The 26,189-nt window shown below is 64.4% G+C and carries 25 protein-coding genes and 1 pseudogene; 10 read left to right on the forward strand and 16 right to left on the reverse strand.

Translation table 11 applies throughout. The features are described from left to right. Positions 1 to 2 precede the first annotated feature (2 nt). Positions 3 to 1,043, forward strand: coding sequence for a zinc-dependent alcohol dehydrogenase family protein (locus P9273_RS05150; RefSeq protein WP_278047931.1), 1,041 nt, complete (start codon positions 3 to 5; stop codon positions 1,041 to 1,043). 110 nt (positions 1,044 to 1,153) lie between these two features. Further along, positions 1,154 to 1,642 carry a hypothetical protein gene (locus tag P9273_RS05155; RefSeq protein WP_278047932.1) on the forward strand — a complete coding sequence of 163 codons (489 nt, stop codon included), beginning with the start codon at positions 1,154 to 1,156 and terminating at the stop codon, positions 1,640 to 1,642. Positions 1,643 to 1,742: 100 nt separating this feature from the next. Here P9273_RS05155 and P9273_RS05160 read toward each other — a convergent pair whose 3' ends face one another. Then, positions 1,743 to 2,606: a DMT family transporter gene (locus tag P9273_RS05160; protein WP_278047933.1), complete on the reverse strand. Its 864-nt coding sequence runs from the start codon at positions 2,604 to 2,606 to the stop codon at positions 1,743 to 1,745. Positions 2,607 to 2,707: 101 nt separating this feature from the next. On the opposite strand from P9273_RS05160, the gene P9273_RS05165 reads away from it, so the two are divergent. Further along, a complete protein-coding gene (locus tag P9273_RS05165; RefSeq protein ID WP_278047934.1) occupies positions 2,708 to 4,147 on the forward strand; it encodes an aminotransferase-like domain-containing protein in 1,440 nt (479 codons plus the stop codon). Here P9273_RS05165 and P9273_RS05170 read toward each other — a convergent pair. The 3 genes from P9273_RS05170 to P9273_RS05180 form a co-directional block, all read right to left on the reverse strand. Next, the gene (locus tag P9273_RS05170; protein ID WP_041004068.1) at positions 4,144 to 4,641 is read right to left on the reverse strand and encodes a MaoC family dehydratase; all 498 of its coding nucleotides are present in this window, start codon (positions 4,639 to 4,641) and stop codon (positions 4,144 to 4,146) included. The genes P9273_RS05165 and P9273_RS05170 overlap by 4 nt on opposite strands. A 175-nt stretch (positions 4,642 to 4,816) precedes the next feature. After that, positions 4,817 to 5,245, reverse strand: a complete 429-nt coding sequence (locus P9273_RS05175) for a phasin family protein (RefSeq protein ID WP_278047935.1) — start codon at positions 5,243 to 5,245, stop codon at positions 4,817 to 4,819. A gap of 54 nt (positions 5,246 to 5,299) precedes the next feature. Then, on the reverse strand, positions 5,300 to 6,595 hold the full coding sequence (locus P9273_RS05180) for a DUF445 domain-containing protein (protein ID WP_278047936.1): 1,296 nt from the start codon (positions 6,593 to 6,595) through the stop codon (positions 5,300 to 5,302). A gap of 210 nt (positions 6,596 to 6,805) precedes the next feature. Between P9273_RS05180 and rirA the strand changes: the two genes are divergently transcribed. Beyond that, complete coding sequence (gene rirA / locus P9273_RS05185; RefSeq protein ID WP_041004061.1) at positions 6,806 to 7,267, forward strand: iron-responsive transcriptional regulator RirA; 462 nt, start codon at positions 6,806 to 6,808, stop codon at positions 7,265 to 7,267. On the opposite strand, the gene P9273_RS05190 is transcribed toward rirA, so the two are convergent. The 5 genes from P9273_RS05190 to hemP are packed head-to-tail and all read right to left on the reverse strand — an operon-like array spanning position 7,264 to position 11,387. Beyond that, positions 7,264 to 8,052 (reverse strand): heme ABC transporter ATP-binding protein, encoded by a 789-nt coding sequence (locus P9273_RS05190; RefSeq protein ID WP_278047937.1) that lies wholly within the window; start codon positions 8,050 to 8,052, stop codon positions 7,264 to 7,266. The two genes, rirA and P9273_RS05190, sit on opposite strands and share 4 nt — an antisense overlap. 7 nt (positions 8,053 to 8,059) lie before the next feature. Further along, positions 8,060 to 9,160 (reverse strand): FecCD family ABC transporter permease, encoded by a 1,101-nt coding sequence (locus P9273_RS05195; protein WP_278047938.1) that lies wholly within the window; start codon positions 9,158 to 9,160, stop codon positions 8,060 to 8,062. Between the two features lie 6 nt (positions 9,161 to 9,166). Next, positions 9,167 to 10,060: a heme/hemin ABC transporter substrate-binding protein gene (locus P9273_RS05200; RefSeq protein WP_278047939.1), complete on the reverse strand. Its 894-nt coding sequence runs from the start codon at positions 10,058 to 10,060 to the stop codon at positions 9,167 to 9,169. 11 nt (positions 10,061 to 10,071) lie between these two features. Then, positions 10,072 to 11,133, reverse strand: coding sequence for a hemin-degrading factor (locus tag P9273_RS05205; protein ID WP_278047940.1), 1,062 nt, complete (start codon positions 11,131 to 11,133; stop codon positions 10,072 to 10,074). Between the two features lie 47 nt (positions 11,134 to 11,180). Continuing rightward, the gene (hemP, locus tag P9273_RS05210; RefSeq protein WP_040981784.1) at positions 11,181 to 11,387 is read right to left on the reverse strand and encodes a hemin uptake protein HemP; all 207 of its coding nucleotides are present in this window, start codon (positions 11,385 to 11,387) and stop codon (positions 11,181 to 11,183) included. A gap of 199 nt (positions 11,388 to 11,586) precedes the next feature. On the opposite strand from hemP, the pseudogene P9273_RS05215 reads away from it, so the two are divergent. The 4 genes and pseudogenes from P9273_RS05215 (at position 11,587) to P9273_RS05230 (ending at position 15,706) form a co-directional block, all read left to right on the forward strand. Next, positions 11,587 to 13,805: pseudogene (locus tag P9273_RS05215) on the forward strand (TonB-dependent hemoglobin/transferrin/lactoferrin family receptor). Positions 13,806 to 13,812: 7 nt separating this feature from the next. Next, a complete protein-coding gene (locus tag P9273_RS05220) occupies positions 13,813 to 14,253 on the forward strand; it encodes a hypothetical protein (protein ID WP_278047941.1) in 441 nt (146 codons plus the stop codon). A 139-nt stretch (positions 14,254 to 14,392) separates the two neighbouring features. Then, the gene (locus tag P9273_RS05225; protein ID WP_278047942.1) at positions 14,393 to 15,337 is read left to right on the forward strand and encodes an energy transducer TonB; all 945 of its coding nucleotides are present in this window, start codon (positions 14,393 to 14,395) and stop codon (positions 15,335 to 15,337) included. Positions 15,338 to 15,391: 54 nt separating this feature from the next. Continuing rightward, complete coding sequence (locus P9273_RS05230) at positions 15,392 to 15,706, forward strand: antibiotic biosynthesis monooxygenase family protein (RefSeq protein WP_278047943.1); 315 nt, start codon at positions 15,392 to 15,394, stop codon at positions 15,704 to 15,706. Between the two features lie 35 nt (positions 15,707 to 15,741). Here the strand turns inward: P9273_RS05230 and putA are convergent, their stop codons facing one another. Beyond that, positions 15,742 to 19,350 carry a bifunctional proline dehydrogenase/L-glutamate gamma-semialdehyde dehydrogenase PutA gene (putA, locus tag P9273_RS05235; RefSeq protein ID WP_278047944.1) on the reverse strand — a complete coding sequence of 1,203 codons (3,609 nt, stop codon included), beginning with the start codon at positions 19,348 to 19,350 and terminating at the stop codon, positions 15,742 to 15,744. Positions 19,351 to 19,514: 164 nt separating this feature from the next. Here putA and P9273_RS05240 point away from each other — a divergent pair, with 164 nt between their 5' ends. Beyond that, positions 19,515 to 19,967, forward strand: a complete 453-nt coding sequence (locus P9273_RS05240) for an Lrp/AsnC family transcriptional regulator (RefSeq protein ID WP_278048382.1) — start codon at positions 19,515 to 19,517, stop codon at positions 19,965 to 19,967. Between the two features lie 3 nt (positions 19,968 to 19,970). On the opposite strand, the gene P9273_RS05245 is transcribed toward P9273_RS05240, so the two are convergent. The 4 genes from P9273_RS05245 to P9273_RS05260 all read right to left on the reverse strand — a co-directional run bounded on the left by P9273_RS05245 (position 19,971) and on the right by P9273_RS05260 (position 22,321). Further along, positions 19,971 to 20,285 (reverse strand): helix-turn-helix domain-containing protein, encoded by a 315-nt coding sequence (locus P9273_RS05245; RefSeq protein WP_278047945.1) that lies wholly within the window; start codon positions 20,283 to 20,285, stop codon positions 19,971 to 19,973. After that, complete coding sequence (locus P9273_RS05250) at positions 20,282 to 20,593, reverse strand: type II toxin-antitoxin system RelE/ParE family toxin (protein ID WP_336619361.1); 312 nt, start codon at positions 20,591 to 20,593, stop codon at positions 20,282 to 20,284. The genes P9273_RS05245 and P9273_RS05250 overlap by 4 nt, the downstream gene beginning before the upstream one ends. Positions 20,594 to 20,664: 71 nt before the next feature. Further along, the gene (locus P9273_RS05255; protein ID WP_278047946.1) at positions 20,665 to 21,870 is read right to left on the reverse strand and encodes a cytochrome-c peroxidase; all 1,206 of its coding nucleotides are present in this window, start codon (positions 21,868 to 21,870) and stop codon (positions 20,665 to 20,667) included. 7 nt (positions 21,871 to 21,877) lie between these two features. Beyond that, on the reverse strand, positions 21,878 to 22,321 hold the full coding sequence (locus tag P9273_RS05260) for a FixH family protein (protein ID WP_278047947.1): 444 nt from the start codon (positions 22,319 to 22,321) through the stop codon (positions 21,878 to 21,880). Between the two features lie 159 nt (positions 22,322 to 22,480). On the opposite strand from P9273_RS05260, the gene P9273_RS05265 reads away from it, so the two are divergent. Continuing rightward, positions 22,481 to 23,398, forward strand: coding sequence for a sugar kinase (locus P9273_RS05265; RefSeq protein ID WP_278047948.1), 918 nt, complete (start codon positions 22,481 to 22,483; stop codon positions 23,396 to 23,398). A 46-nt stretch (positions 23,399 to 23,444) separates the two neighbouring features. Here P9273_RS05265 and P9273_RS05270 read toward each other — a convergent pair whose 3' ends face one another. Together P9273_RS05270 and P9273_RS05275 are read right to left on the reverse strand one after the other, a co-directional pair. Further along, entirely contained in the window at positions 23,445 to 24,470 is a 1,026-nt protein-coding gene (locus tag P9273_RS05270) for an aldose epimerase family protein (RefSeq protein WP_278047949.1), read from the reverse strand. Between the two features lie 94 nt (positions 24,471 to 24,564). Next, positions 24,565 to 26,022 (reverse strand): NAD-dependent succinate-semialdehyde dehydrogenase, encoded by a 1,458-nt coding sequence (locus P9273_RS05275; protein WP_278047950.1) that lies wholly within the window; start codon positions 26,020 to 26,022, stop codon positions 24,565 to 24,567. Positions 26,023 to 26,189 lie beyond the last annotated feature (167 nt).

Below are 26,189 nucleotides of genomic sequence, written 5' to 3' on the forward strand. Positions count from 1 at the left end.
CGATGAAAGCCGTCGTCTTCGAGAAATTCGGCGAGACGCCGACCATCCAGACCGTACCCGATCCGAAGCCGGCCGCTGATGGTGTCGTCATCAAGGTCGAGGCTACAGGACTTTGCCGCAGCGACTGGCACGGCTGGATGGGTCATGACGACGGCATCACACTGCCACACGTCCCCGGACATGAGCTGGCCGGCATCGTCGTCGCCGCCGGCAAACAGGTCAGCCGCTGGAAGGCCGGCGATCGCGTCACGGTTCCCTTCGCCGTCGGCTGTGGCCGCTGCTTCGAATGCAATTCGGGCAATCACCAGGTCTGCGAGCACCAGACGCAGCCCGGCTTCACCGGCTGGGGCTCCTTCGCCGAATATGTCGGCATCGAACACGCCGACACCAATCTCGTGCGCCTGCCTGAACAGATGGAATTCGCCACCGCCGCCAGCCTCGGCTGCCGCTTCGTCACCTCCTTCCGCGCCATCGTCGACCAGGGCCGGGTGACGCCCGGCGAATGGGTGGCGGTGCATGGCTGCGGCGGCGTCGGCCTGTCGGCGATCATGATCGCCAGCGCCATGGGCGCCAATGTGATTGCCATCGACCTCACGGACGAGAAGCTGGAATTCGCCAAGAAGATCGGCGCGGTGGCGACGATCAACGCCTCGACGACGCCGAATGTCGTCAAGGCGGTCAAGCAGATCACCGATGGCGGGGCGCATATGTCGATGGACGCGCTCGGACATCCGACCACGTCCTTCAACTCGATCTCGAACCTGCGCCGGCGCGGCCGCCATGTTCAGGTCGGGCTGATGCTGGGCGAGCATGCCCGCCCGCAAGTGCCGATGGACAAAGTGATTGCCTTCGAGCTCGAAATCCTCGGCAGCCACGGCATGCAGGCCTACCGCTACTCCGCGATGATGGAGATGATCCGCACCGGCAAGCTGAAGCCCGAATTGCTGGTCGGCAAAAGGATCAGCCTCGAGGAGGCGCCTGCCGCCCTGATGGCGATGGGCGGCTTCGAGGGCATTGGCATCGGAGTGGTGACGAAATTCTGAAAACCATTCGACGATTTTTTGCGCGATCGCTTTACAACCGCTGCAAGGCCTCTACAATCTTAAGTAGATTTGCTCGAATGCAATCGCCCCTGCTCTTGGCTGAGGCCGAAATGAGGTTTTTCCTGCTCTGTCTTTTGTTGCTGTGGCCTACGCCCAGTGCCTGGACGCAAAGCAGTGGAGTTGCCGATGCGGCGCAAGTGCCGAATCAAGGCGCCTCGACGTCCGGGGCAAAGGACTCCACTTTGCGATTCGAGGATTTTCCAGCGAAAATTTTTCAAAGGAAGGCTGCGAAGAACACCCAAATTCACCCTAATGATTCCTGGGCGCAGGCTGCTAAATCGGACATTCGCGAAGCAATGAAACGCGGCGCCGATTTCGCCGGCCACTTTTCCGTTGTTCTGGTCAATTGCGGCAACGCTTGCGTCGCCGCGCGCATGATTGATTTGCGCACGGGTCAGCTCTTTTGGATTCCCGGGGGCTACCAGCTGGATTTGGAATACTACGTGGGAAGCCGGTTAATGAGGGTTGCCTGGGCGGAACCTTCCGAAATCCCGTGTGCGTGCGTCAGGACTTCGAGTGGACGGGACGCAAATTCGTGAAGCGTTACGAGGAACGCGAGAAAGCCGTGGATACCTCCGGGTGCCCCCGTTTAGCTTACATAGGCAAGCCGCTTCAGTAAGCTCGGCCACAGCTGTACCCCTACCGCGCAAACTTCTTCGCTCCGAACACGCAGGCCACCACGCCGAGCGTAACGACCACCATCATTGGGCTGACCTTTTCGTGCAGCAGGCTCGCCGCGAGCGCAAGGCCGAAGAAAGGCTGCAGCAGCTGCAACTGCCCGACGGCGGCGATTCCGCCTTGAGCGAGCCCGCGATACCAGAACACGAAGCCGATCAGCATGCTGAACAGCGAGACATAGGCAAGACCGATCCAGGCGCTCGAACCGATGGCCGCGAAGGATGGCGGCAGCGTCGCGAAGCTCAACGCCAGCATCACCGGCAGCGACAGCGCCAGGGCCCAGCAGATCACCTGCCAGCCGCCGAGCTTGCGCGACAGCTTGGCGCCTTCGGCGTAGCCCAGCCCGCAGACGATGATGGCGCCGAGCATCAGGCCGTCGCCGACCGGCGAGGCGGTCACGCCTTGCGCCAGGGCAAAGCCAGCGACCAGAGCACTTCCCAGGCACGAGAACAACCAGAAGGCCGGACGGGGACGGTCGCCGCCGCGCAGCACGCCGAAGATAGCGGTCGCCAGCGGCAGCAGGCCGACGAAGATGATGGAATGCGCCGAGGTGACATGCTTCAGCGCCAGCGCCGTCAGCAACGGGAAGCCGACCACGACCCCCAGCGCAACGACGACGAGCGAGATCAGGTCGCTGCGCTCCGGACGCTTTTCGCGGAACAGCAGCAGCATCGCAATCCCGAGCAGACCGGCGATCGCCGCCCTGGCCGCCGTCAGGAAGGTCGGGTCGAAATCCATCACCGCCACCCGGGTTGCCGGCAGAGACCCGCTGAAGATCAGCACCCCGATGAAGCCGCTGAGCCAGCCGTCGAAACTCTTTTCCATAATCTGCTCCGTTTGCGCTTCCGTACGAGGCAGGTCATGGCGTTACCAGAGACAATGGGGTACAATTCTACAAAACTGTAATGGTCCGCAGGGAAGTACAGATGGACGTATCGGGCCCAAATGCCAGTGGTGGCGCCACCCTCGTCGAAACCGTCATGGCGGCAATCCGCCAGCGCATCGCCGCGCGCACGCTGACGCCTGGAGCCCGCCTGCCGTCGATACGGGCCATGGCCAAATCCATGCAGGTTTCGAAATCGACCGTGGTCGAGGCCTATGAGCGCCTCGCGGCGGAAGGCACGATCCGTTCGCGCCCGGGCTCGGGTTTCTACGCCGCCGGCCAGCTTGCGCCATTGTCGCTGGCCGAGATCGGTCCTCGGCTCGACCGCGCCGTCGACCCGCTCTGGGTGTCGCGGCAATCGCTCGAGGCCGGCGAGGAGATGCTGAAGCCCGGCTGCGGTTGGCTGCCGGCTTCCTGGATGCCGCAGGCCGCCTTGCGCCGGGCGCTGCGCACTGCGGCCCGCGCCGACGATGTCGCGCTTGCCGATTACGGCACGCCGCTCGGCCTGCCCCCGCTGCGCCAATTGCTGGCGCGGCGCATGGCCGAGCATGGCGTCGAGGTCTCGCCGGACCAGATCATGCTGACCGATTGCGGCACCCAGGCCATCGACCTTCTGTGCCGTTTCCTGATCGAGCCCGGAGATGCGGTGCTGGTCGACGATCCCTGCTATTTCAACTTCCATGCGCTGTTGCGCGCCCATCAGGCCAAGGTGGTCGGCGTGCCTTACACGCCTTCGGGGCCGGACATCGAGCGCTTCGCCGAGGCGCTCGCCGAGCACCGGCCGCGCCTCTACATCACCAATTCCGGCATCCACAACCCGACCGGCGCGATCCTGTCACCGGTCACTGCGCACCGGCTGCTCAAGCTCGCCGACGAGGCGGACCTTACCATCGTGGAGGACGATATCTTCGCCGACTTCGAACACAGCCCTGCCCCGAGGCTCGCGGCCTTTGACGGGCTGCAGCGCGTCGTCCAGATCGGTTCCTTCTCGAAGACGCTGTCGGCCTCGGTACGCTGCGGCTTCATCGCGGCACCAGCCGACTGGATGGAAGGCCTGACCGACCTCAAGATCGCCACGACATTCGGCGGCGCGCGGCTGTCCGCCGAACTGGTGCTGACCCTGTTGAAGGACGGCAGCTACCGCAAGCATGTCGAGCAGTTGCGCGTTCGCCTGTCGCGCACCATGGCCGAGACCGCCGGCAGGCTGAAGGCGATGGGCATCACGCCCTGGATCGATCAGGCTGCCGGCATGTTCCTCTGGTGCCGCCTGCCCGACGGTATCGACGCCGCCGATGTCGCGCGCCATGCGCTGTCGGACAATGTCGTGCTGGCGCCCGGCAATGCGTTCAGCCTGTCGCATACCGCCGGCCGCTTCATGCGCTTCAACGTGGCTCAGTGCGCCGACGAACGTATTTTCACGGTGCTTGAGAGTGCAGTGGCGGCATCGCGCCGGAAAGGTGCATCGCAGGCCGGCAGACCTTAAGCCCCTGCCCGCTTGCGGCGCTCGTACATCATCACCAGCGTTTCGGCTGTCAGCGCCGGCTTCTGCTCGCCTTCGATCTCGACCGTGTTGGCCGCCTTCATCAGATACTGGCCGGGGCCGAGATCCTCCATGGAAAGCAGCGTGGTGCGCAGCCTTATGCGCGCGCCGGCCTTGACCGGCGCCAGGAAGCGCACCTTGTCGAAGCCGTAATTGAAGGCGGCCTGCGTGTTTTCCGGCACGATGCCCATCTCCAGCGCAAGAGCGCCGATGATCGACAAGGTCAGGTAGCCATGCGCGATCGTGGTGCGGAACGGGCTCTGCCGTTTCGCCCTTTCGGGATCGACATGGATCCACTGATGGTCGCCGGTGCACTCGGCGAATTGGTCGATGCGGTGCTGGTCGACGGTCGTCCAGTCGGACACGCCGAGTTCCTGGCCGGACATCGTGCGCAGCTGTTCGAAGGTCGGCGGCATTCTCGGCCGTGTTTCCGTCATTCCGGCTTTCCCATCAGTTTGCCTGTCTCCCGACCATGAAGCCGCGGCCTCTGTCAATTCGCCGCCCCGCGATTTTCGCCGGTAGAGTTGATGCTTTTTAGGACAGGCCGAAAACGCTCAGGCGCCCGCGCCGGTTGCATTGGGTCGATGATGGGCTCGAAACCGCCAGGTAAGCCTATTTCTTTTCGTAGCCGGCGCGGATTTCCGCCATCGCGTCCCTGATCCGGTCACGCAGGATCTCAATCGATTCGGTGCTGGATTTGCGCACAAGGTCAGCCACTTCGCTGGCATTCTTCAGCGTCGTCTCGAACGATCTGCGGGCAAATTCCGCCTGCTTGCTCATCAGCTCCTGCGGATTGCCGGGCGTCTGGTAGTTCTGCGCCATCCGCGTGATCTCATGCAGGGCATTCTGCACCATCTCATGCTGCCTCGCCAGCACCGAGGAGGCGCCGGCCGCGCTTGCCCTCGCTGACTTTTCCAGCGCTTCGAGGTTCTTGCGATGGTGATCCAAGATCGCCTGGACGTCGACATTCGGCAGCTTGAGGTCGCGGCCGAACCTGCTGAACATGTCGAGGAACGAGTCCGATTCCGGTTGTCTTGCCATGCCCTGCCTCCCGGTTGCTGCGCTCCAGGGAGAATAGTGTGCGCTAGGCCAGCGTCAATTGACGAGAAACAGCCGCTCCGCCGTATAAAGCGCCAGGCCGGCGAGCCCGCCGATGATCATGCCGTTGAAACGGATATATTGCAGGTCCCTGCCGATATTCGTCTCGATGAGCCGCGTCAGCTGCGCCAGGTCCCAGCGCTTGACCTGGTCGGCGATGAATGTCGACACGCCGCTCTTCTGGCTTTCCACGAACGAGGACAGCGCCACGACAAAGCCCTGGTTCATGTCGGCCCTGATCTGGACGTCGTCGGCCAGATGCCTGCCGACCTCGACGAACATGTTGGCGAGATGCTCGCGGATCGTCGAATTCTGCGCATTGGCGTCCTGCTCGATGAACAGGCGCAGGCTCGTCCAGGCATCGCCGGCCAGCGCTTTGACCTCCGGACGACCGAGGAAATCGCGCTTCAGCTTCTCGGCACGCCTTGCATATTGCTTCGAGGTCCTGAGCCGCTCGATGAAAGCGAGCGCGAAATGGTCGAACTCGGCGCGCATCGGATGATCGGGATCGGCCCGCACCTCATCGAGCAGCGAACCTGCGGAAGCGACGATCTTCTTCAGGAGATAGGCATCGGCCCGAAACAGGTTGAACAGCGACGGCAATTCCTCGCGGATCTTTTCCCGCATCGTCGCCAGCGCCTGCTCGTCGTTGAGGAAACGTCCCACGACCCTGGTGAACTCGTCGAACAGCTTCTGGTGCCGGCGGTCGTCGGTCAGCGCCGACAAAAGATCCGCCGCAACCGGCGCCAGCGGCACTTTGTCGATCTGCTCCAGCATGCGGCTGGTGACGAAGTCGCGCAGGCCGGATTGCTCCACCGCGGTCAGTGTCTGCGGCACCAGCCGGGCGACGAATCGCGACAGGTCGGCGGCGCGCTCGGCATCGGCCAGCCAGTCGGCGACCAGAGCGGCGAAGTCGACCTCGGCGAGCTTTGCGCGCACCGGCTCCGGCGCCAGGAAATTGGCCTCGATGAAGCGGCCGAGATTGTCGGCGATGCGGTGCTGGTTCTCCGGAATGATCGCAGTATGCGGGATCGGCAGTCCGAGCGGCCGCCGGAACAGCGCCACCACGGCATACCAATCGGCGATGCCGCCGATGGTCGCCGCCTCGGCGAAGGCGGCGACGAAACCGAGCCACGGATAGCTGCCCTCGAAGGACTTGGCGAGCGCAAAGACCAGGACGCACAGCGCAAGCGCCGCGGCGGCGATGAATTTGGTCCGCCGCAATGCCGCGAGCTTCGCCTGCGCGTCGGCGTCGAATCGAACCGGCGCGAGGGCCGGAGCTGATTGTGACATGGAAAAGCCGTTTCCTGTTTGCACCCGCCTCTATCTAGTGGCTGCGCCGCCAAAACGCTTGCTCGAAGCTTGGGAGGCATCCCGGGCCGCCATACGCACCGGCACGCACAAAAAGTTGACACGATTGTTCAGCTATATACCGCTCCAGTCTGGAATTGTTCCAAACTATGGGCCATATTCGGCTCAAGCTAATATTTCCATGAGGATACCATGCGGCTCACGCGCCAGACCAATTATGCGATGCGCATCCTGATGTATTGCGCCGCAAATACCGACAGGCTGAGCCGCATCCCCGAGATCGCCGCCGCCTATTCGGTATCCGAACTGTTCCTGTTCAAGATCCTGCAGCCGCTGGTCGAGGCCGGCCTTGTCGAGACCGTGCGCGGCAGGAATGGCGGCGTCAGGCTTGGTCGTCCGGCCGAGCAGATCAGCCTGTTCGATGTCGTGCGCGTCACCGAAGAGAGCTTCGCCATGGCGGAGTGCTTCGAAAATGATGCCGCCGAATGCCCGCTGGTCGACAGCTGCGCCCTGAATTCGGCGCTGCGCGAGGCGCTCAACGCCTTCTTCGCCGTGCTTTCCCGCTACACGATCGCCGATCTGATCGCGGCGCGGCCGAATGTGCGCAGCCTGCTCGGCATTGACCTGTTGGAACAGCGCGCTCCGGCGGCCTAGGCGGCCGATTGCGGCAGCACGAACGGCACGCTTCCCGCAGGCAATGCGCCGACCTTGAGCCGGCAGTCGAACACCTTTTCGATCAGCTCGTCCTTGAGCACGTCCGCCGGCGCGCCGGCTGCGGCCAGTTGGCCACGTGAAAGCACGAAAAGCCGGTCGGCATACATGGCCGTCAAGTTGAGGTCGTGCAGGATCGCCACCACGCCGCCGCCGCGCCGGGCGAAATCGCGCGCGATGTCCATGATGATAAGCTGGTGTTTCACATCAAGGCTGGAGACCGGCTCGTCGAGGAAGAGATAGCGCGGCCGCCCTTCGAGTACCGGCGCCCACACCTGGCAGAGCACGCGGGCAAGCTGCACGCGCTGCTGCTCACCGCCGGAAAGTTCCTGGTAAAAGCGACCGGCAAAGCCGTCGAGATCCACCCGCGCCAGCGCCCGCTCGGGCAGGCGCGCATCTTCGCCCGACAGCACACCGGAGCGCCCACCGATCAGGCCGAGCCGCACGATCTCGCGCACTGTGAAGGGAAAGGCCAGCGTTGTGGCTTGCGGCAGTACCGCCCGCAGCGTGGCTGCCTCCACCGGCGTCATCACCGACAGGTCGCGGCCGTTGAGCGTGACGGTGCCGGTATAGGCAAGCTCGCCGGTCAACGCCTTAAGCAGCGTCGTCTTGCCGGACCCGTTCGGTCCAACGATGGCCGAAACCTCACCCGGCCGCGCCGCGAAATCGACATGCGACACGATGCGCTTGCCGCCGATCGCCACCGAGATGTCGTGCGCTTCGATCATCGCGACCTCACAAATCGACTACGCCGCGCTTGCGCAGCAGGATCCACAGGAAGAACGGCGCTCCGGCGACCGCCGTGACGATGCCGATCGGCAACTCAGCCGGCGCGACGATGATGCGGGCAACCGCGTCCGCGATGAGAAGCAGCGAGGCGCCTAGCAGGGCCGAGGCCGGCAGCAAATAGCGGTTGTCCGGTCCGATCGCGAGCCGCAGGACATGCGGCACGACGATGCCGATGAAGCCGATGCCGCCGCTGACAGCGACCGAAGCGCCGACCGCCGCCGACACGCCGACGATAGCCGTGTATTTCAGCCGCTGCACAGGTATGCCGAGATGACCGGCGGTCGCTTCGCCCAGCGCCAGCGCGTTGAGGCCGCGCGACAGGAACGGCATCGCCGACAGCGCCGCCACGATCACCGGCCCCACGGTGCCGATCTTCGGCCATGTCGCGCCGGCAAGCGAGCCGAGCTGCCAGAATGTCAGGTCGCGCAGTTGCCGGTCGTCGGCCATGAAGATGAGGACGCCGGTGAGCGCCATGGCAAGCGCGCTGATGGCAATGCCTGCAAGCAGCATCGTGGCGACCGACGTCCGCCCCTGGCGCGTGGCGATGGCGTAGAGCAGCAACGTCACTGCCAGCCCGCCGGAGAATGCCGCGAGCGGCAGCGCGAACGTGCCGAGCGCCAGCGTGACGGGCGCAAGCCATGTGGCGCCGAGCACGATGATCGCCACCGCGCCGAGGCTGGAGCCGGCCGAGACGCCGATCAGGCCGGGATCGGCAAGCGGGTTGCGGAACAGGCCCTGCATCACCGCGCCGCAAACGGCGAGCGCGGCACCGATCAGCACGCCGAGCAGCACGCGCGGCATGCGGATGTCATAGACGATCAGCTGGTCGCGCGCCGCAAGCGCCGCGTCGGCCGGCAGCGCGCCCATGAACCAGTCGCGGATGACGCGAACGGCGGACGCGTCGGAAGCGCCCGCCGTCAGCGACAGGAACACGCTGAGCACGAGCGCCAGGCACAAAAGCGCGATGACGAACCTTGCGCGCGCCGAGCGGTCGCCGTCGGCTGCCATCGCCCCGCTCGGCGCGCCTGCTATCGACTGTTCGGCCATCGCCGCTCAGTCCGCGACCTGGTTGCCATAGAGCTCGACCGCAAGATCGTGGATTGCCTCCGCCGTCCGCGGGCTGAAGCCGAGCAGATAGCCGCCCCACATGCTGATCATCTTGCGGTTCGTGCCCGCCGGCGTCGAAGCGACGGCAGGGTTGGCGAACAGCTCCTCTTCCGAGATCGGCGGTCCGCCGCCCTTCATCGTCAGGACGACATCCGGCTTGGCGCTGACGATCGCCTCGTCTGTCATCGACTTGTGGCCGGAGAAGCCTTCGACCGCGTTGACCGCGCCGGCAAGCTTGATGATGCCGTCGGCCGCCGTGTCGCTGCCCGCGGCAAGGATCTTGCCGCCTTGCGTCGACAGCACGAACAGCACGCGCTTGCGATCCTTGATCGAGGCCGTCTTTTTTTCGGCCGCCGTCAGCTTCGCGTCCGTCTCCGCCGCCAGCTTCTCCGCCTTGGCCTCGACCCCCAGCGCCTTGCCGACGATTCGGATCTTTTCGAGGATGCCTTCGTGATTGTAATGGTCCGGCACCTCGATAAAAGCCACGCTCGACTTCTTCAGCACGTCGACCGCTTCCTTCGGGCCGCTGTCATGCAGCGCCAGGATTCCGGTGGGATTGACCGACAGGACACCCTCCGGCGACAGCGCGCGCATATAACCGACATCCGGCAACTTCTGCGCTTCTTCCGGATAGGAGCTCGTCGAATCGCGGGCGACGAGATGCCCCTCCTCGCCGAGCGCATAGACGATCTCGGTGATCGAGCCGCCAATCGAGACAATTCGCGAAGCGTCCGAAAAGACGGCTTTCCCTTCCTCGGCGCCGGCCGGCAGCGCCGCGAAAGCCAGCAAGACACCGAACATCGGCGCGAGCGCCGCGCAGAAACTGGGAACAAAGCGCATTGGGTGTTACCTTATGCAGCGGTAGGGCTGGGAATGCGGGGCAGGTTCTCGGCGAGAAAACGCCAGTCCTCGCGCTCGCTCTCACCTTCATGACGCTTGCCGAAGAACTGGATGATCATGCCGCCATTGGCGTCATAGGCCTCCAGCGAGGTGACATGGCCGTCCTTGGTGGGCTTGCGCACCGCCCAGACCTCATGGATGTGGTCGGTCCTCAGATGCAGATGGAAAGTCTCGTCGAGCACGTTGATCCACGGACCCATCGGCTTGACGGACTTGATCGGGCCGGAATGGATCTGGATGCAGCCGCGGTTGCCCACGAAGCACATGATCGCCATTTCGCCTGCCGCCGCGTGGTGGAACATGGCGCTCACCGCGTCATTGTCGAGCAGCCACGCATAGTCCTGGCCGACCATGCGCACCGCCTCGCGGCGGCTGAGCTTCAGCGTCTTCAGCATGCCGAAGAACTGATGCACGTCGGTGAGCCGGCTCCAGCGGTCGCGCAGATCGTCGATCGAGGCAACCGAACCCGGTGCCTCGCTCTCCCCTTCCGCCGCGCTTGGGAAGATCGCGACGGTCGGTTCCTGGTTCGACGATTCGAGACTGGCCACCAGTTTCTGGTAGGCATAGAGGTTGGATGCGGGCTTCAGATGCACCTTGTGCACCGCCTCGCCCGCCGCGTCGAAGAACTGCAGGCTGCGGCGGATCTCGCCGCCGTCGCGTTTCTCGACGGCAAAGCCATGCGCCCAGACTTTCGGGAAGATGCGCAGATCGATGTTTTCGCCAAGCACCATGGCATTATGGTTGCCGGTCACGACCTTGTCGTAGACGCCGATCTTTTCATGCACGGCGCTTTCGTTGCGCGTCAGCGCCATCACTTCGCCAACCGCCTCGAGGCCGGTCAAAAGATCGTTGACGCGCGGCTCGACGCGGACAGCGCCGAAGCCGCAATGCGCGGCGACCAGTTCCGCTTCCGAGATGCCCAATTGCGCCGAGAGATCGCGCTCCCGCATTTTCGGATTTTCTTCCCGCGCCCGCCGGACTTCCTCCGGCGACGGCTTAACGCGCTGGTCCATGTCGCTCACCTCTAGCCTGACGTTCGTCTGTCCCCCGCCGATCGCGGTCACTTGTTGAGGATCAGCTTGCCCTGGCGGGTGATCTTCAGGCGGTAAAGCGCGCCATGATGCTCGATGCCGATCTCGTGCTCGCCCTGGAACAGCGTGTTGCTGGAGAGCGTCCTCACCGCCAACGGCACCCGTTCGTAACGCATCTGCGTGTCTTCCGGACGGCGGACGCGATAGCGGAAATCATTGGGATTGTGCGTGTTCATCGGGTCGGTCCCTTTCCTCTGACAGCCACCATGGCGCAGCCTCATAAATGCCGATTCAATTCTTGACTCGAATAATCATGTTTACTAGTCAGTGCATTACGGGACTAAATGAGTCAACATTTAAGACGCCGGACGTGATCAAAAATGCGAGCGAGCCACCGGCCAGCCAGCTACGAGCCTGAAAATCTGGAGTTGGGGCATGGGGTTGGTGACTTGGGGACGGATGGGCCTGGCTGACGATGGCGCGGGTCTGGGCTTCCGATCGATTGCAAAGGCGATCGCCGCATTGATGGCCGGAGCGGCGGCGATCGCGCTCAGCGCGCCCGCCGCGCAAGCGCAGCAAGCCGCGCAGCCGGCTGCCAACCAGCAGCAGGCCGATCAGAAAAAGAAGGCTGACGAGAAGGCCGCGGCCGAAGGAACCCTGCTCGACAAGATCCTCGTCATCAGCCGCACCGGCGAAACGGCGATCCAGTCGCTGGCCTCGGCCAGCCATGTCGATCAGGAGCAGCTCGACCGCCGCATGGCGACCACGCCGAACGAAATGCTGCTCGGCGTGCCCGGCGTCACCGTCCAGGCCGACGCGCGGCGCGTCTCTTCGAGCATCAACATCCGCGGCCTGCAGGATTTCGGCCGCGTCGCGGTCATCGTCGACGGCGCAAGGCAGGACTTCCAGCGCTCGGACCACGGCACGCAATCGACCTTCTATGTCGATCCCGAGCTCATCAAGTCGGTCGACGTCATCCGTGGCCCGACCGCCAACACCTATGGTTCCGGCGCCATCGGCGGCGTCGTCTTCTTCGAGACCAAGGACGCCGCCGATGTCCTCAGGCCGGAGGAGACATGGGCCGGGTCGCTGACCGGACGCTATGAGAGCAACGGCAAGGGTTGGACCAGCAGCGCCACCGGCGCCTACAAGATCAACGACAACTGGGATGTTCTCGGCAACATCGTCTATCGCGACTATGGCGACTACAAGAATGGCGGCGGCGACACCGTTGCCGGCACCGGCTTCGACGTGCTGAGCGGCCTACTGAAGACCACCATACGCCCGACCGAGAACAGCGAATTGAAATTAGGTTGGGTCGGTTCCAGTGATGGATGGACGGAGACCAGCGGCGCCGTGCCGGCCAACGACGTCGATTTGAAGTCGAACACTTTTACGGCCCGCTACAACATCTCCGACGACGCCAAGAGCTGGCTCGACCTCCACATCAACGCGTCCTACAACAGAACCAATCTCGACCTGACGACGCTTACCGCGCAGAACCGCTTCGATCCGACCACCGGCCTGCCCGTGGTGCTGCCGCCCGGCTCGCTGTCGACCTTCGATGTCGGCACCACCGGCTTCGACATCTGGAACACGTCGCGCTTCGAGACGGCGAGCGTTGCGCATGAACTGACCTATGGCGGCGACTGGGTCGGCGACGACGTCGATACCGGCGGCAGCGCCGGCGGCGACAGCTTCTACACGCCGTCGGGCAAGCGCAACGTCTCCGGCGCCTACATCCAGGACAAGCTGACCTGGGAATGGTTGGAGATCATTGGCGGCCTGCGCTATGACAATTACAGCCTGAAGGACGACACGAACGAGACCTCCGGCGACAGGGTTTCGCCGCGCATCACCGTCGGCGTCTCGCCCTTTGAAAGCGCCGGTCTGGCCGGCCTGGAATTCTACGCACCTATGCGGAAGGCTACCGCTCGCCCTCGCTGACCGAGACGCTGATCAGCGGCAACCATCCGGCCGGCGTCAGCTTCCCCTTCCTGCCCAATCCGAACCTCAAGCCCGAGACCGGCAAGACCGTCGAGTTCGGCGTCAATTACAAGCAGAACGACATCATTGAGGGCGGCGACGCGCTGCGGCTCAAGGCCGCCTACTTCCATAACAATGTCGACGACTATATCGACGGCGTGACGCTCTCGCCCTTCGACCCGACCAGTGGCTGCCCGTTCGGTCCAGGCATTCCGATCTGCTTCCAGTACCAGAACTTCGCCAAGGCCAAGATCAACGGCTTCGAGCTGGAAAGCGTTTACGACGCCGGCTGGGGCTATGCCGGGTTGTCGGCCTCCATCATCAACGGCCACACCATCTCCTATGAAGGCGAGCGCGCAGACCTCGCCACCATCCCCTCCTCGCAGGTGACGGCCCAGCTCGGCCTGCGCTTCCTCGAGGACAAGCTGACCGTCGGCGGCGAGGTACAATATAACGGCAAGCCCAAGGGCAATCCGGTGGCCAAGGATTTCACGCTGGTCAACGCCTTCGCCAGCTACCAGGCGACGGACAATCTCAAGCTCGACTTCCGCGCCGACAATCTGTTCGACGTCAAATACACCAACCCGCTCAACGGAAGCACGACCGCCGTCCTCTACGAACCCGGCGTCACGCTGAAGCTCGCGGCAACCATGCGCTTTGGAGGCTGAGCGAGACATGAAACGCTTGATGGCATCCTTTCGTCTGCTGAGCTCGACATTCGCGATGTCGCTTGCAGCGGCGCCGGCGTGGGCCCAGTCCGCGCCCGCTCCGGCCCTCAGCCTCGAGCTCAACGCCGCACAGCCGTCGGAAAAAGGCTGCCGGCTGACCTTCGTCGTCAACAACGCGCTCGGCGCCGACCTGTCGAAGGCGGCTTTCGAGATCGCGCTGTTCAACGAGGCCGGCGTCGTCGATCGCCTCACCGTGCTCGATTTCAAGGACCTGCCGGCCGGCAAGACCAAGGTCACGCGCTTCGACCTCGCCGGCGCCGACTGCGGCAAGCTCAGCCGCGTGCTGATCAACAGCGCGACCGAATGCGCCGGCACCGGCGTCGAGCCGGCGGCCTGCATGCGCGTGTTGAAGACCGCGACCAGGACCAGCATCGCCTTCGGCGTCTGAAACGGCCATGGGGATGGAGCCGGCACTCGCGCACGACGCCGTATTCCGGCCCTTGCCCGGCATTGGTTCGGCGCCGCTCGCGGCAACCGATCTTGATTTGACATTTTCCCGCTTGTCGCGGCAGCTTCCGGCCCGCGCCATGCAAGACACCAGCGACATTCCCGACACCGACAGCGTTTTGGCGGCCGCTCCCGGCGAGGGGTTGGCCGGACCACGCCCGCGTGGCGAACATGGCAAGTGGACGATCGCGGTCGCCGCCTCATGCCTGGTTCACGGCGCGGTGGCGGCAGCCTTGCTTATGTCGCCGTCGGCAAAGTCGGATCCGCAGGATCCGACGCAGGCGCAAGGCAGCGATCGATCCGGCGCCAATGTTGCCGGCAGCGCGCTGAATCCTGAACAGCAGTCGATCAACGTCGCCTTGGTGCCGCCTCCTCGGCCACCGGCGAAAGCGGCGCCGCCAGCCGAAACGGCGCCGCCGGTCGAAAAGACGCCGCCGGTCGAAGCCGCGAAAACACGAGCCGAGCCCAGCAAGCCTCCGGTCGATCCGGACATACTCGTCGCCGACGCGCCTCGGAACGACTCCGACAGCGTAGCGCCGGACACGAAACCGCCCGAGCCCACCCCCGCTCAACAGCAGGAAAGCGTTAGTCATCCGCCGACGCCGGCACAGCCGCCGGTCCCCGCCGCCAGGCCGGCGACCGCCAACCCGCTAACGGCTGAAAAGAGCGGCGCCGCGGATGGCGAAGACCGGGCCAAGCCAACGACGAGCAAGGGCAAGAAGGAGAACGAAGTCGGCACCTCTGCAGAAGACAGCTATCGCGGCGATGTCTTTGCAAAACTCGGCAAGGTCAATCGAACTCTCCCGCCTTCTTTGCAGCTGGCAGCGCGTAACAATGCGGTAGTCTCATTCGTCGTAGGCAGGAAGGGCAACATAGACGAGTTGCGCATCCTCGAAAGCTCAGGATCGGAGGTTTTCGACAAGGCCGCGCTCGGTATCGTGCGCAAGGCGGCTCCCTTCCCTCCAATCCCGCCACAGGCCGTAAGCCCCAGTTTCGAGTTCGAGATCGATATCGGCCCATTTTAGATAGACGCGACGACACACGGCGTCAGCCATCAGCATCGCCATGAAAGGAAACCAATGTACATCGCCATGAACCGCTTCAAGGTCCAGAACGGCTCGGAAGAAGCCTTCGAGGATGTCTGGAAAAACCGTGAGTCCAGCCTCTCCGAAATGAAAGGCTTCAGGGAGTTCCACCTGCTGCGCGGCCCGGTCAATGAGACCGAAGGCTATACGCTGTTTGCCTCGCATACGGTCTGGGCAAGCCAGGAGGATTTCGTCGCCTGGACGAAGTCGGAAAATTTCCGCGACGCCCATCGCAACGCCGGCACCTCGAAGGTGCACTATCTCGGCCACCCGCAATTCGAAGGCTTTTCGGTCGTCGAAGGCGCTTGAAACTCGCCTCCGACAAACTGCGCCTCTCGCGCTAATTAGGCCGCGGCCAGCAGGCTGGCGTTTCCGCCTGCGGCCGTCGTGTCGACGCAGACCGCGCGCTCGTGCGCGTAAGCTGCAGGATTCAGCACCTCGCTGACCAGCGGCACGATCGGCCCGGCGCGTTCGGCGATCACCTTGCGCACGATTCGCGCCGCCTCCGGCGTGCCGGAGAAGGCGACGACGTCGATCCGGAGCGAGCGCGCCTCCACGGGGTCGGGCCGGCCGTCGATCGCTGCCAGCGGCAGGCCCTTGCCGGTCAGCGCCGACAGCGCGGCCGGCGCGCCTGGCGCCACCGCCAGCACCGCATTGCCGGCCGCGAGCGCCTGGATCGTCTGGGCAAGCAGCGTCTCGGCATCCGGTCCGAGGCAGAGCACCCGGCCGCGCGGCGCCAGCGACAGCGTGTTGGCTTCGCCGGTCGGCCCGGGCAGGTCGACCTGCCCGAAGTCGAGGCTTGCCGCCGCAGCAATTGCCGCCGCGCCCTTGCCGCGCAGATGCTTCCTCAGGATCGCGACGCGGTCCGGCCGCGTCGACCAGCCGCCGAGCGTCGGATCCGGCAGATTGTCTGCCAGCTCGGTCGCCGTCACCTTATGGCCCTCGCCGACCTCGGTGCCTGCCTCCGGCCCCTTGCGGAAGCGCCGCAGGTAATGCGGTCCGCCGGCCTTGGGCCCGGTGCCCGAAAGCCCCTCGCCACCGAAGGGCTGCGAGCCGACGACGGCGCCGATCTGGTTGCGGTTGACATAGATGTTGCCGGCATGGATTCCGTCGACGAAATGCTGGACGCGGCCCTCGATGCGGGTGTGCAGGCCGAAGGTCAGGCCGTAGCCCTTGCGGTTGATGGCGGCGATCACCTGGTCGATGTCGTCGGCGTCGAAGGTTGCGACATGCAGCACCGGGCCGAACACCTCGCGCTCCATCTCCTCGATGCCCTTGACGCGGAAGACATGCGGGGCGACGAAGCGGCCGGAGACCGGCGCTTCCAGCTTGGCGATCAGCCGGCCTTCCAGCCCCTTCTTCTTGCAATAGTCGCTGATCGCACTTTGAGCCTCGTCGTCGATGACCGGACCGACATCGGTCGAGATGGCCCAAGGATCGCCGACGGTGAGCGCTTCCATCGCGCCCTTGAGCATTTCCAGCATCTTCTTCTCGACATCCTTCTGGACGTAGAGCACGCGCAGCGCCGAGCAGCGCTGGCCGGCGCTCTGGAAGGCTGAAGCGAGGATGTCGCGCACCGCCTGCTCCGGCAGGGCCGTGGAATCGACGATCATCGCATTCAAGCCGCCGGTCTCGGCGATCAGCATCGCATCGGGCGCCGCGGTCTCGGCCAGCTGTTTCTCAATCAGCTTGGCGACCTCGGTCGAGCCCGTGAAGCAGACACCCGCAATGCGGGGATCGGCGGTAAGCGGCGCGCCGACGGACGGGCCATCGCCCGGCAGAAGCTGAATGACATCCTCCGGCACGCCGGCCTCGCGCAGCATTTCGACGGCGCGGAAGGCGATCAGCGGCGTCTGTTCCGCCGGCTTGGCGATGACCGAATTGCCGGTGACCAAAGCCGCAGCGATCTGGCCGGTGAAGATCGCCAGCGGGAAATTCCAGGGCGAAATGCAGACGATCGCGCCACGCGCCTCGGTGCCGGCCTCGGCATTCGCGGCCTCGGCCGCGTAGTAGCGCAGGAAGTCGACCGCCTCGCGCAGTTCGGCGACGCCGTCGGCCAGCGACTTGCCAGCCTCGCGAGTGGCCAAAGCGAAGAACTCGGCGGCATTGGCCTCGTAGAGGTCGGCCGCGCGGTTCAGGATCGCGGCGCGTTCGGCAACCGGACGCTTCGCCCAGGCAGGTTGCGCGTCGACGGCGATGCGCACGGCGGTCGCCACCTGCTTGGCCGCCGCCTCATGCACGGTGCCGACGATCTCGTCGGGCTTGGCCGGATTGACGACCTGGCGCTGCTTGCCGTAGCCGGCGGCGCGCGTGACCGGCTTGGCGTACCAGCGATCCGGTCCGGCGAACTCCGCCCGAGCCTTGTCGATGGCTGCGAGCGTCACCGGATCGGTGATGTCGAAGCCTTTCGAGTTGCGGCGGCCGGCGCCAAAGATCGCGGCCGGGCGCGCGATCGCGGGATTGGCGGCCGGCCCCTGTTTCTCGACAACCGTGAGCGGGTCGCGCGCGATCTCCTCCGGTTCGACCTCCTCGTCGGTCAACTGGTGGACGAATGACGAGTTGGCGCCGTTTTCCAGCAGACGCCGTACCAGATAGGCAAGCAGGTCGGAATGCGCGCCGACCGGCGCGTAGATGCGGCAGCGCGTGCCTTCGGCCTTGCGCACCGTCTCGTGCAGGGATTCGCCCATTCCGTGCAGGCGCTGGAACTCGAAGCTGTCACGGTCCTTTGCCATCGACAGGATGGCGGCAACCGTATGCGCGTTATGCGTGGCGAACTGCGGATAGATGCGGTCGGTCATCGACAAAAGCTTCTTCGCGCAGGCCAGATACGAAACGTCGGTGTTGGCCTTGCGGGTGAAGACCGGATAGCCGGACAGGCCGAGCGTCTGCGCCCGCTTGATCTCCGTGTCCCAATAGGCGCCCTTCACCAACCGCACCATGATCCGGCGGTCATATTTCTTGGCGAGCGCATAGAGCCAGTCGATGACGAGGGCCGCGCGCGGGCCATAGGCCTGGACGACGACGCCGAAACCGTCCCAGCCGGCAAGTTCCGGCTCGGCCAGCACGCGTTCGATGACGTCGAGCGAGAGATCGAGCCGGTCGGCCTCCTCGGCATCGATGTTGAGGCCCATGCGCGAATGCCGGGCGGCAAGCGCCAGCGACAGAAGCCGTTCGGCCATCACCGGCAGCATGGTCTCCTTTTGCGCCACCTCGTAGCGCGGATGCAGCGCCGAGAGCTTGACCGAAATGCCGTTATTGTGGCGGATGTCGGGGCCGTTCGAGCCGGCATCCAGCGACGAGATCGCGTCCGCATAGGCGCGGTGGTAGCGCAGGGCGTCGGCTTCGGTGCGGGCCGCCTCGCCCAACATATCGAAGGAATAGAGATAGCCCTTCTGCGTCATCGGCCGGCCGCGCTTGACGGCCTCGGCGATGGTGCGGCCAAGCACGAACTGCTCGCCCATCTCGCGCATCGCCGCGGCGACTGCCTTGCGGATCACCGGCTCGCCCAGCCTGCGCACCATGGCGCGCAGCGTGCCTTCGATGCCGCCCTCGCCTTCGTCGAGCACACGGCCGGTCAGCATCAGCGCCCAGGTCGAGGCGTTGACGAAGATCGAGCTCGAGCTGCCCGAATGCGCCGACCAGTCATGCGGCGCGATCTTGTCGGCGATGAGATCGTCCATCGTCTCGGCGTCCGGCACGCGCAGCAACGCTTCGGCCAGGCACATCAGCGCCACGCCTTCCTTCGTCGACAGGCCATAAGCCGAGAGGAAGACCTCCATCAGCCTCGGATCGGTCGAGCCGCGCACTGCCCGCACAAGGTCGGCCGCGCGCGCCGAGATCGCCTTGCGCTCCTCCGCCGAAAGTCCCGCCGCCGCCGACAGGCGCTTCACCGCCTCGTCTTCGTCGGGCAAATAATTGGCGCGGATCTGCTGGCGGATGGCGTCGAGCGGCATGTCGGGTCCATGAAAGCGAGCGTGAGCGAACGGTCTGGCGGTCGCCGGACCGAATGGCGCAAGCTAGCACAGCTGCGAATTTCAGTCGGTCCAAAGAAATCGACAGGATAGTCCATTCGATCTATCATATGGGCATCGTTTCCAACTTTTTGACTGCCGTTTCGATGATCGAAGACCAATTGGACCGCATCGACCGCAACATCCTGTCCGCGCTCGGGCGCGACGGTCGGCTTTCGATGTCTGAACTGGCTTTGAAGGTCGGCCTCTCGAAGACGCCGGTCCAGGCGCGGGTGAAGCGGTTGGAGAAGGACGGCTATATCAGAGGCTACCGCGCTGTCATTGACCGCGAGCGCATGGGCGAAGGCCATGTCGCCTTCGTCCAGGTAAAACTGTCGGACACGCGCTCAGCGGCGCTCGACGCCTTCAACCGCGCTGTGCAGGGCGTGCCGGAGGTCGAGCAGTGCCACATGATGGCCTCGAGCTTCGACTATCTGCTGAAGGTGCGCACCACCGACATCGCCGCCTATCGCCGCGTGCTCGGCGAGCGCATCTCAGCCCTGCCCCACGTCGCCCAGACCTCGACTTTCGTGGCGATGGAGACGGTCAAGGATCGTTAATCATCAACGTCCGGTGCGAGACTTCGGTCTGCTTGGCTCGAAGCTGATGCGCAACTTCGAGCCAGTTGCTTTGGCGAAGCGCTGCAAAGTTCTGGTGGAAGGCATATTCCGGCCGCTCTCCAAGCGGGCGATCACAGCCTGCGTCGTTCCCATAGCAACGGCAACCTGTTCCTGAGTCATGTCGGCTTCGCCGCGAGCCTTTATTAAAGCCTCGGCCAGCGCGAACTCTTCTTCTAGGGCCTCGTACTCGGCAACGAATTCCGGATCCTTCAGCCAGTCCTTGGCCGCTTCCTCGACGGGAATTGCTTTCCGGCTCATAGAACCTCCTTCGCTCGCTTAAGAGCCAGTTCGATTTCGCTTCGCGGGGTCTTCTGAGTTTTCTTGGTGAAAACCCGCACGATAACCACACGACGTTCGGTTGCGGTCACATAGACAGCGCGTGCAATGCCATCACGACCCTTCATTCGCATTTCCCAGAGCCGGCCCTCCAAATGTTTGACGTAGGGCTCGTGGATTTTCTGCAAACCATGCGCTTCGATCAGTCGCGATATGCGCAGGAAGCTAGCGAGAATATCTTTGGGTTGAGCCTCAAGCTCCTGCCTCACATTAGCATTGAGGAATTCCACGACCCAAGCCATCGGATAGAATATACCTTTTTTGCAATAATCATTCAATCAATATCGACAGCTAGATGGGGTCAATCAAGCGTCTTGAGGAACGCCACCAAGGCCGCACGCTCGCGGTCGGACAGGTCGAGCGGATGCACTTCCGATATACCTTCGACGGCAAGCGGCGCCTTCGAATAATGCGCCACCACCTCGTCGAGCGTCGCGAACTGCCCGGCATGCATGTAAGGCGGGCGACCCGCCGCGCCCCTGAGCGACGGCGTCTTGTAGGCGCGCATGATTTGCAGCCCGTCCTTGACCATGAAGCGAAGCTCGCGGCAGGCGCTTTCGTCGCCGTCGCGGAACTTGCCGAAGCAGTTGAACGGATCGGCCTCGACCTGCGCCACGCCATCGACGCGCCCGCGGTCCGGCGGCAGGCCGTCGACCGGCGGTACGCCGGTGTTGTGGAAGGAATTGTCGGTGAAACGCGGGCCGTTGTGGCAGGTCACGCAATTGGCCTTGCCGATGAACAGTTTTAGCCCAAGGATTTCCTCCGGCGAGAACGCCGCATCCCCTTCCGGCTTGGCGCCGGTCGCCAAATCGATGGCGAAGCGGTCGAAGCGCGTCTGCTCAGGCTCGATCGAGCGCTCGAAGGCGGCGATCGCCTTGCCGATATTGGCGAAGACGCGGTTGACGTCCTCTTGCTGGCCGGCGGGCATGGCGTTCCACGCCGCCTTCTCGGCATCTGTGCCGAGCGGGCTGGCATTGGCCGGCACGGTGGAAAGGTCAGGCAGCGGTCCGAAGATGCGCTCATAGCGCTCGCCGAATCGCTTCTTGATGTAATGCGCGAAAGCCGCCCGGTTGCCGGCCTGCTCCAGCGGGTTTTCAAGCGGCGTCAGCGCTTGCGCCCACAGGCTGTCGCGCCGTCCGTCCCAGAAGAACCACGGATTGCGCGCCACACCGGCCAGCGGCATCGTGCGCCGGTTGGTGTGGCCGACGCCAACCGCCTGCGGCAGGTCGTCCTGGAACTGGCGGTCGATCTTGTGGCAGGTGGAGCAGGATACCGTGCCGTCTCGGCTCATGCCGACATCGAAGAACAGCGTCGAGCCGAGCGCGGCTGCCGCGGGCACATCCGCATACCGGTTCGTGGTGTCGGGTTTCAAGGACGGCAGCGTGTTCAGGGCCAAAGACGCGATGATCTTTTTCTCGGCGTCGCTGAATTGCGGCTCGCCGCAGCCGCCCACCAAGGCGAGAGCGGCCAAGGCCAGCAGACCTGCAATGCCGACAATATGCCTCATCGCCCACTCACAACACGACGTTGAAGACGACGGAATCGGATCCGGCCGCCGCCGAGATACCGAAGTGCAGCTGCCACCAGCCGCTCATGGTGAACTTCACGCCGTCGATGCGGTAGCGTCCCTCCCCCAGGTAATCGGTCGCCTGCGGACTGGTCGGCAGGCCGTGATCGTGCTGAGGCATACCGCCCGAAACGGTGATGGCGGCCCCCTCCACCGGCGCGCCGGCGGCAGTTTTCAGCGTCAGCAGCCAGGACTGCAGCTCGCCCTGCCGGACCACGCCGCGCTCCGGCTCGAAGCTCGCGAGGAACAGGCCGTTCGCCGTCTTCTTCGAGCGCGACAGGTCCGGACCGGGCGCCGATTGCGGCAACGTCAGATAGACGGCGGCCACGATGCCGACCAGCAGCGCGGCCAGACCGAGACCCGCAAGGATGTAACGCCATATCGATGCCAAACCCGTTCCTCTTCGGCTGCTAACGTCGCGGGCCGCTTGTCGCGTCCCGCACTGCCTGTGGGAAATCGCTTCTGGCGCAAAATTCGCCGCCAGCCAAGCATGGCGCTGCCGGCCGCAAAAAGCTACAGCAACAACATCTTAGGAAGGGGATAAGCTCGCATGGCCAAGGGTATCGCGTCGATCGGCGAATGCATGCTGGAACTGTCGGGCCGGAGCGGTTCGGACTGGCGCATGGGCTTTGCCGGCGACACCTTCAACACGCTCTGGGCATTGCACGCCTTGAGCCCGGATCGGCCCGCGACCTATGTGACGGCCTTCGGCGACGATCCCTTCTCGCGCGACCAGATCGCCTTCTTCGGCCAGAACGGCATCGGCGTCGGCAACAGTCCGGTCATCGCCGGCGCGCGCCCCGGCCTTTACGCCATAACGCTCACTGGGGCCGAGCGCGCCTTTACCTATTGGCGAAGCGACGCTGCCGCGCGCCAGCTCGCCTCCGATCCGAGAGCCTTGGCGAAGAGCCTTGAAAACCAGGCACTTGTCTATTTTTCCGGAATCACCTTGGCAATTCTGGACGAGGCCGCGCGGAAAACTTTGCTGACGGCCATAGTTGCGGCACGCAAGGCCGGCTCGGTCGTCGCCTTCGACCCGAACTATCGGCCGCGTCTGTGGCAGAGCCGCGAGATCGCCCAGGGCGCGATCATTGAGGCGCTTGCGGTGGCTGACATCGCGCTGCCGACTTTTCCGGACGAGCAGATGCTGTTCGGCGACGCGACGCCGCAGACAACGGCGGAGCGCCTTGGCAAGCTGGCCGGCGAGGTCGTGGTCAAGAATGGCGAGCAGCCGGCCTTGATTGCGCGGAACGGCGCTTCGCAGATCGTCGACGCGCTTCATGTGGCCGCCCCTGTCGACACCACCGGCGCCGGCGATTCCTTCAATGGCGGCTATCTCGCAGCGCGGCTTGCCGGCCATACGCCGGGCGACGCGGCGCGCCGTGCGCACAAAGTCGCAGCCGCGGTGGTGCAGGTTCGCGGCGCGCTGGCGCCGTTCGAGACGTTGAGAGCCGCGTTCCACAGTTAAGCGGTATCGAAGCTTAGGCCGACCTCACTTCAATACCGTCAAACCTTTAAGGCAGACGGAACCGGTATTCCGTAACCTGACGATAAATCTGCCCAGGCCACAGCGTTGCCTGCGGGAAATACGGCCGGTTCGGTGCGTCCGGCCAGGTCTGCGCTTCGAGGCAGAGGCCCGAAAACGCCTTGTAGCGGCGACCATCGAGCCCCGGCGACGTCGGGGCCACATACTGGCCGATATAGAGCTGCAGTCCGGGCTCGGTGGTCCAGACCTCCATCTCGACGCCCGAATTGGCGCCTTGCACCCAGGCCGCCTGATGCAGCGGTCCACGGCTGGAGGCAAGACAGAAATTCTGGTCGTAGCGAAGCTGCTCGCCTTCCATTTCCATGCGCAGCGGCCGCGCCTGCCGGAAGTCGTAAGGCGTGCCGTCGACGGGCTTCACGACACCGGTCGGGATCATCTCGTCATCGACGGGCGTGTAGGCGCCGGCGTTGAGCATCAGCCGGTGGTCGAGGATGTCGCCGGCCCCGCCATCGTCGAGATTGAAGTAGGAATGCTGCGCGAGATTGCAGAGCGTCGGCTCCTCGCAAGTCGCGGTCAGCTCCATGCTGAGCGTGCCGGGGATCTTCAGCCGATAGGTGCAGGTGACGTCGAGCGCGCCGGGAAAGCCCATGGCGCCGTCCGGGTCGTGCAATGTCAGCGTCACGAAATCGCGGCCATGCAGCGAGACCGTCCATGGCCGGTGGAAAAAGCCTTCCGAGCCGCCATGCAGCGTATGTTTGCCGAGAAAATTGCGCTCGGTCTGGTAGCGCTTGCCGGCAATGGTGAAACGGCCGCCGCCGATGCGGTTGGCGAAGCGGCCGACGATGGCGCCGAAGAAGGCGCGGTCGGTCTCGTAAGGTTCGAAACGGTCGTAGCCCAGCACCAGCGGCGCGTCGTGGCCGGCAAGACGCAAATCCTGAACGATGGCGCCCAGCCCGATGATGTTGGCGGTGAGGCCACCCCCCCGGATCGTGAAGCGGCGCACGGCCTCGCCCGCCTGCGTCGTGCCGAAGACCTCGCCGTCCTTCATTGCCATGCCCGAAATGTCATTTCCGATCCGTGCATTTAGGCCGGCCGCGTATCATCCGGCAAGGGCAGGCTCAAAGCCTGCCCTCTGCCATGAATTGACGTCAGAGTCCGAGGCCGCCGAAGCAGGCATATTTGGTATCGAGATAGTCCTCGATGCCCTGGTGCCCGCCTTCGCGGCCGAGGCCGGATTCCTTGACGCCGCCGAACGGCGCCTCCGGCGTGGTGATCAGGCCTTCATTGACGCCGACCATGCCGTATTTCAGGCCTTCCATCACCCGGAAGGCACGGCCGAGATCGCCGGTGTAGAAATAGGCGGCGAGGCCGAACTCGGTATCGTTGGCCAAGGCGACCGCCTCTTCCTCGGTCTCGAATTTGAATACGGGCGCGATCGGCCCAAAAATCTCTTCCTTCATGAAGCGCATGTTCGGCGTGGCACCGGAGATGACCGTCGGCTGGAAGAACGAGCCGCCCAGCGCATGGCGCTTGCCGCCGGCGACCACCTTGCCGCCCTTCGACGTCGCGTCGGCGATGAATTCCTCGACCTTCTCGACCGCCTTCTCGTCGATCAGCGGTCCCTGCTGCACGCCTTCCTCCAGGCCCGAGCCGACCTTCAGATTGTTGCTGGCCTCGGCCAGCTTCTCGACGAATTTGTCGTAGATGCCGGCCTGCACGAGGAAGCGATTGGTGCACACGCAGGTCTGACCGGAATTGCGGTATTTGGCGGTGATGGCGCCGGCCACCGCGCGGTCGACATCGGCGTCGTCGAAGACCAGGAACGGCGCGTTGCCGCCAAGCTCCATCGACACTTTCTTGACTGTCGAGGCCGACTTCTGGATCAGGATCTTGCCGACCTCGGTCGAGCCGGTGAAGGTGATCTTCTTGACCAGCGGATTGGTGCAGAGCTCGTCGCCGATCTCGCCGGCCGAACCGGTGACGACGTTGACGACGCCTTTCGGGAAGCCGACTTCCTCGACCAGCGCGCCCCAGGCGAGCCCGGAATAAGGCGTCTGCGAAGCCGGCTTCACAACCGCGGTGCAGCCGGCGGCCAAAGCCGGGCCGATCTTGCGGGCAAGCATGGAGGACGGGAAGTTCCACGGCGTGATGGCGGCGATGACGCCGACCGGCTCCTTGGTGACCAGGATGCGGCGGTCGCCCCATGGCGAGGGCACGATGTCGCCATAGACGCGGCGGCCTTCCTCGGCGAACCACAGGATGTAGGCCGCGGCCGAGCCGATCTCGCCCTTGGACTCGGTGAGCGACTTGCCCTGCTCGATGGTGAGCAGCTCGGCCAGAACGTCCTGATTGTCCATCATCGCGTCATGCAGCTTGCGCAGGAGCTTCGAGCGCTCGAGCGCGGTGGTCTTGCGCCAGCTCTTGAAGGCTTCCTCGGCCGCTTCGATGGCGCGGCGGGTCTCGGCCTTGCCGGCCTTCGGCACGGTGCCGATCTTGAGGCCGGTTGCCGGGTTGTTGACGTCGATGGTCTGGCCGCTGTCGGCCTGCACCCATTCACCATTGATGAGATTGGCCTGGCGCATGAAATGGCTGGTTTTCTGAAGCATGGTCTGGCCTCCGTTCGGCGCGCTGATCGGGCCGTTTTTCTGGATATCCGTTGAAGCGTGCTTCAAGAGCCGCACGCCGGCGCATTGCTCTTACCTAGGGAAAGGCGGGCAAGCAATCACAAGATGGCATATAGGGGTTAGGCCAGCAAAAGCGAGCCGCGCTCAGC

The sequence above is a fragment of the Mesorhizobium sp. WSM4935 genome (assembly GCF_029625735.1).
Classification (GTDB): domain Bacteria; phylum Pseudomonadota; class Alphaproteobacteria; order Rhizobiales; family Rhizobiaceae; genus Mesorhizobium.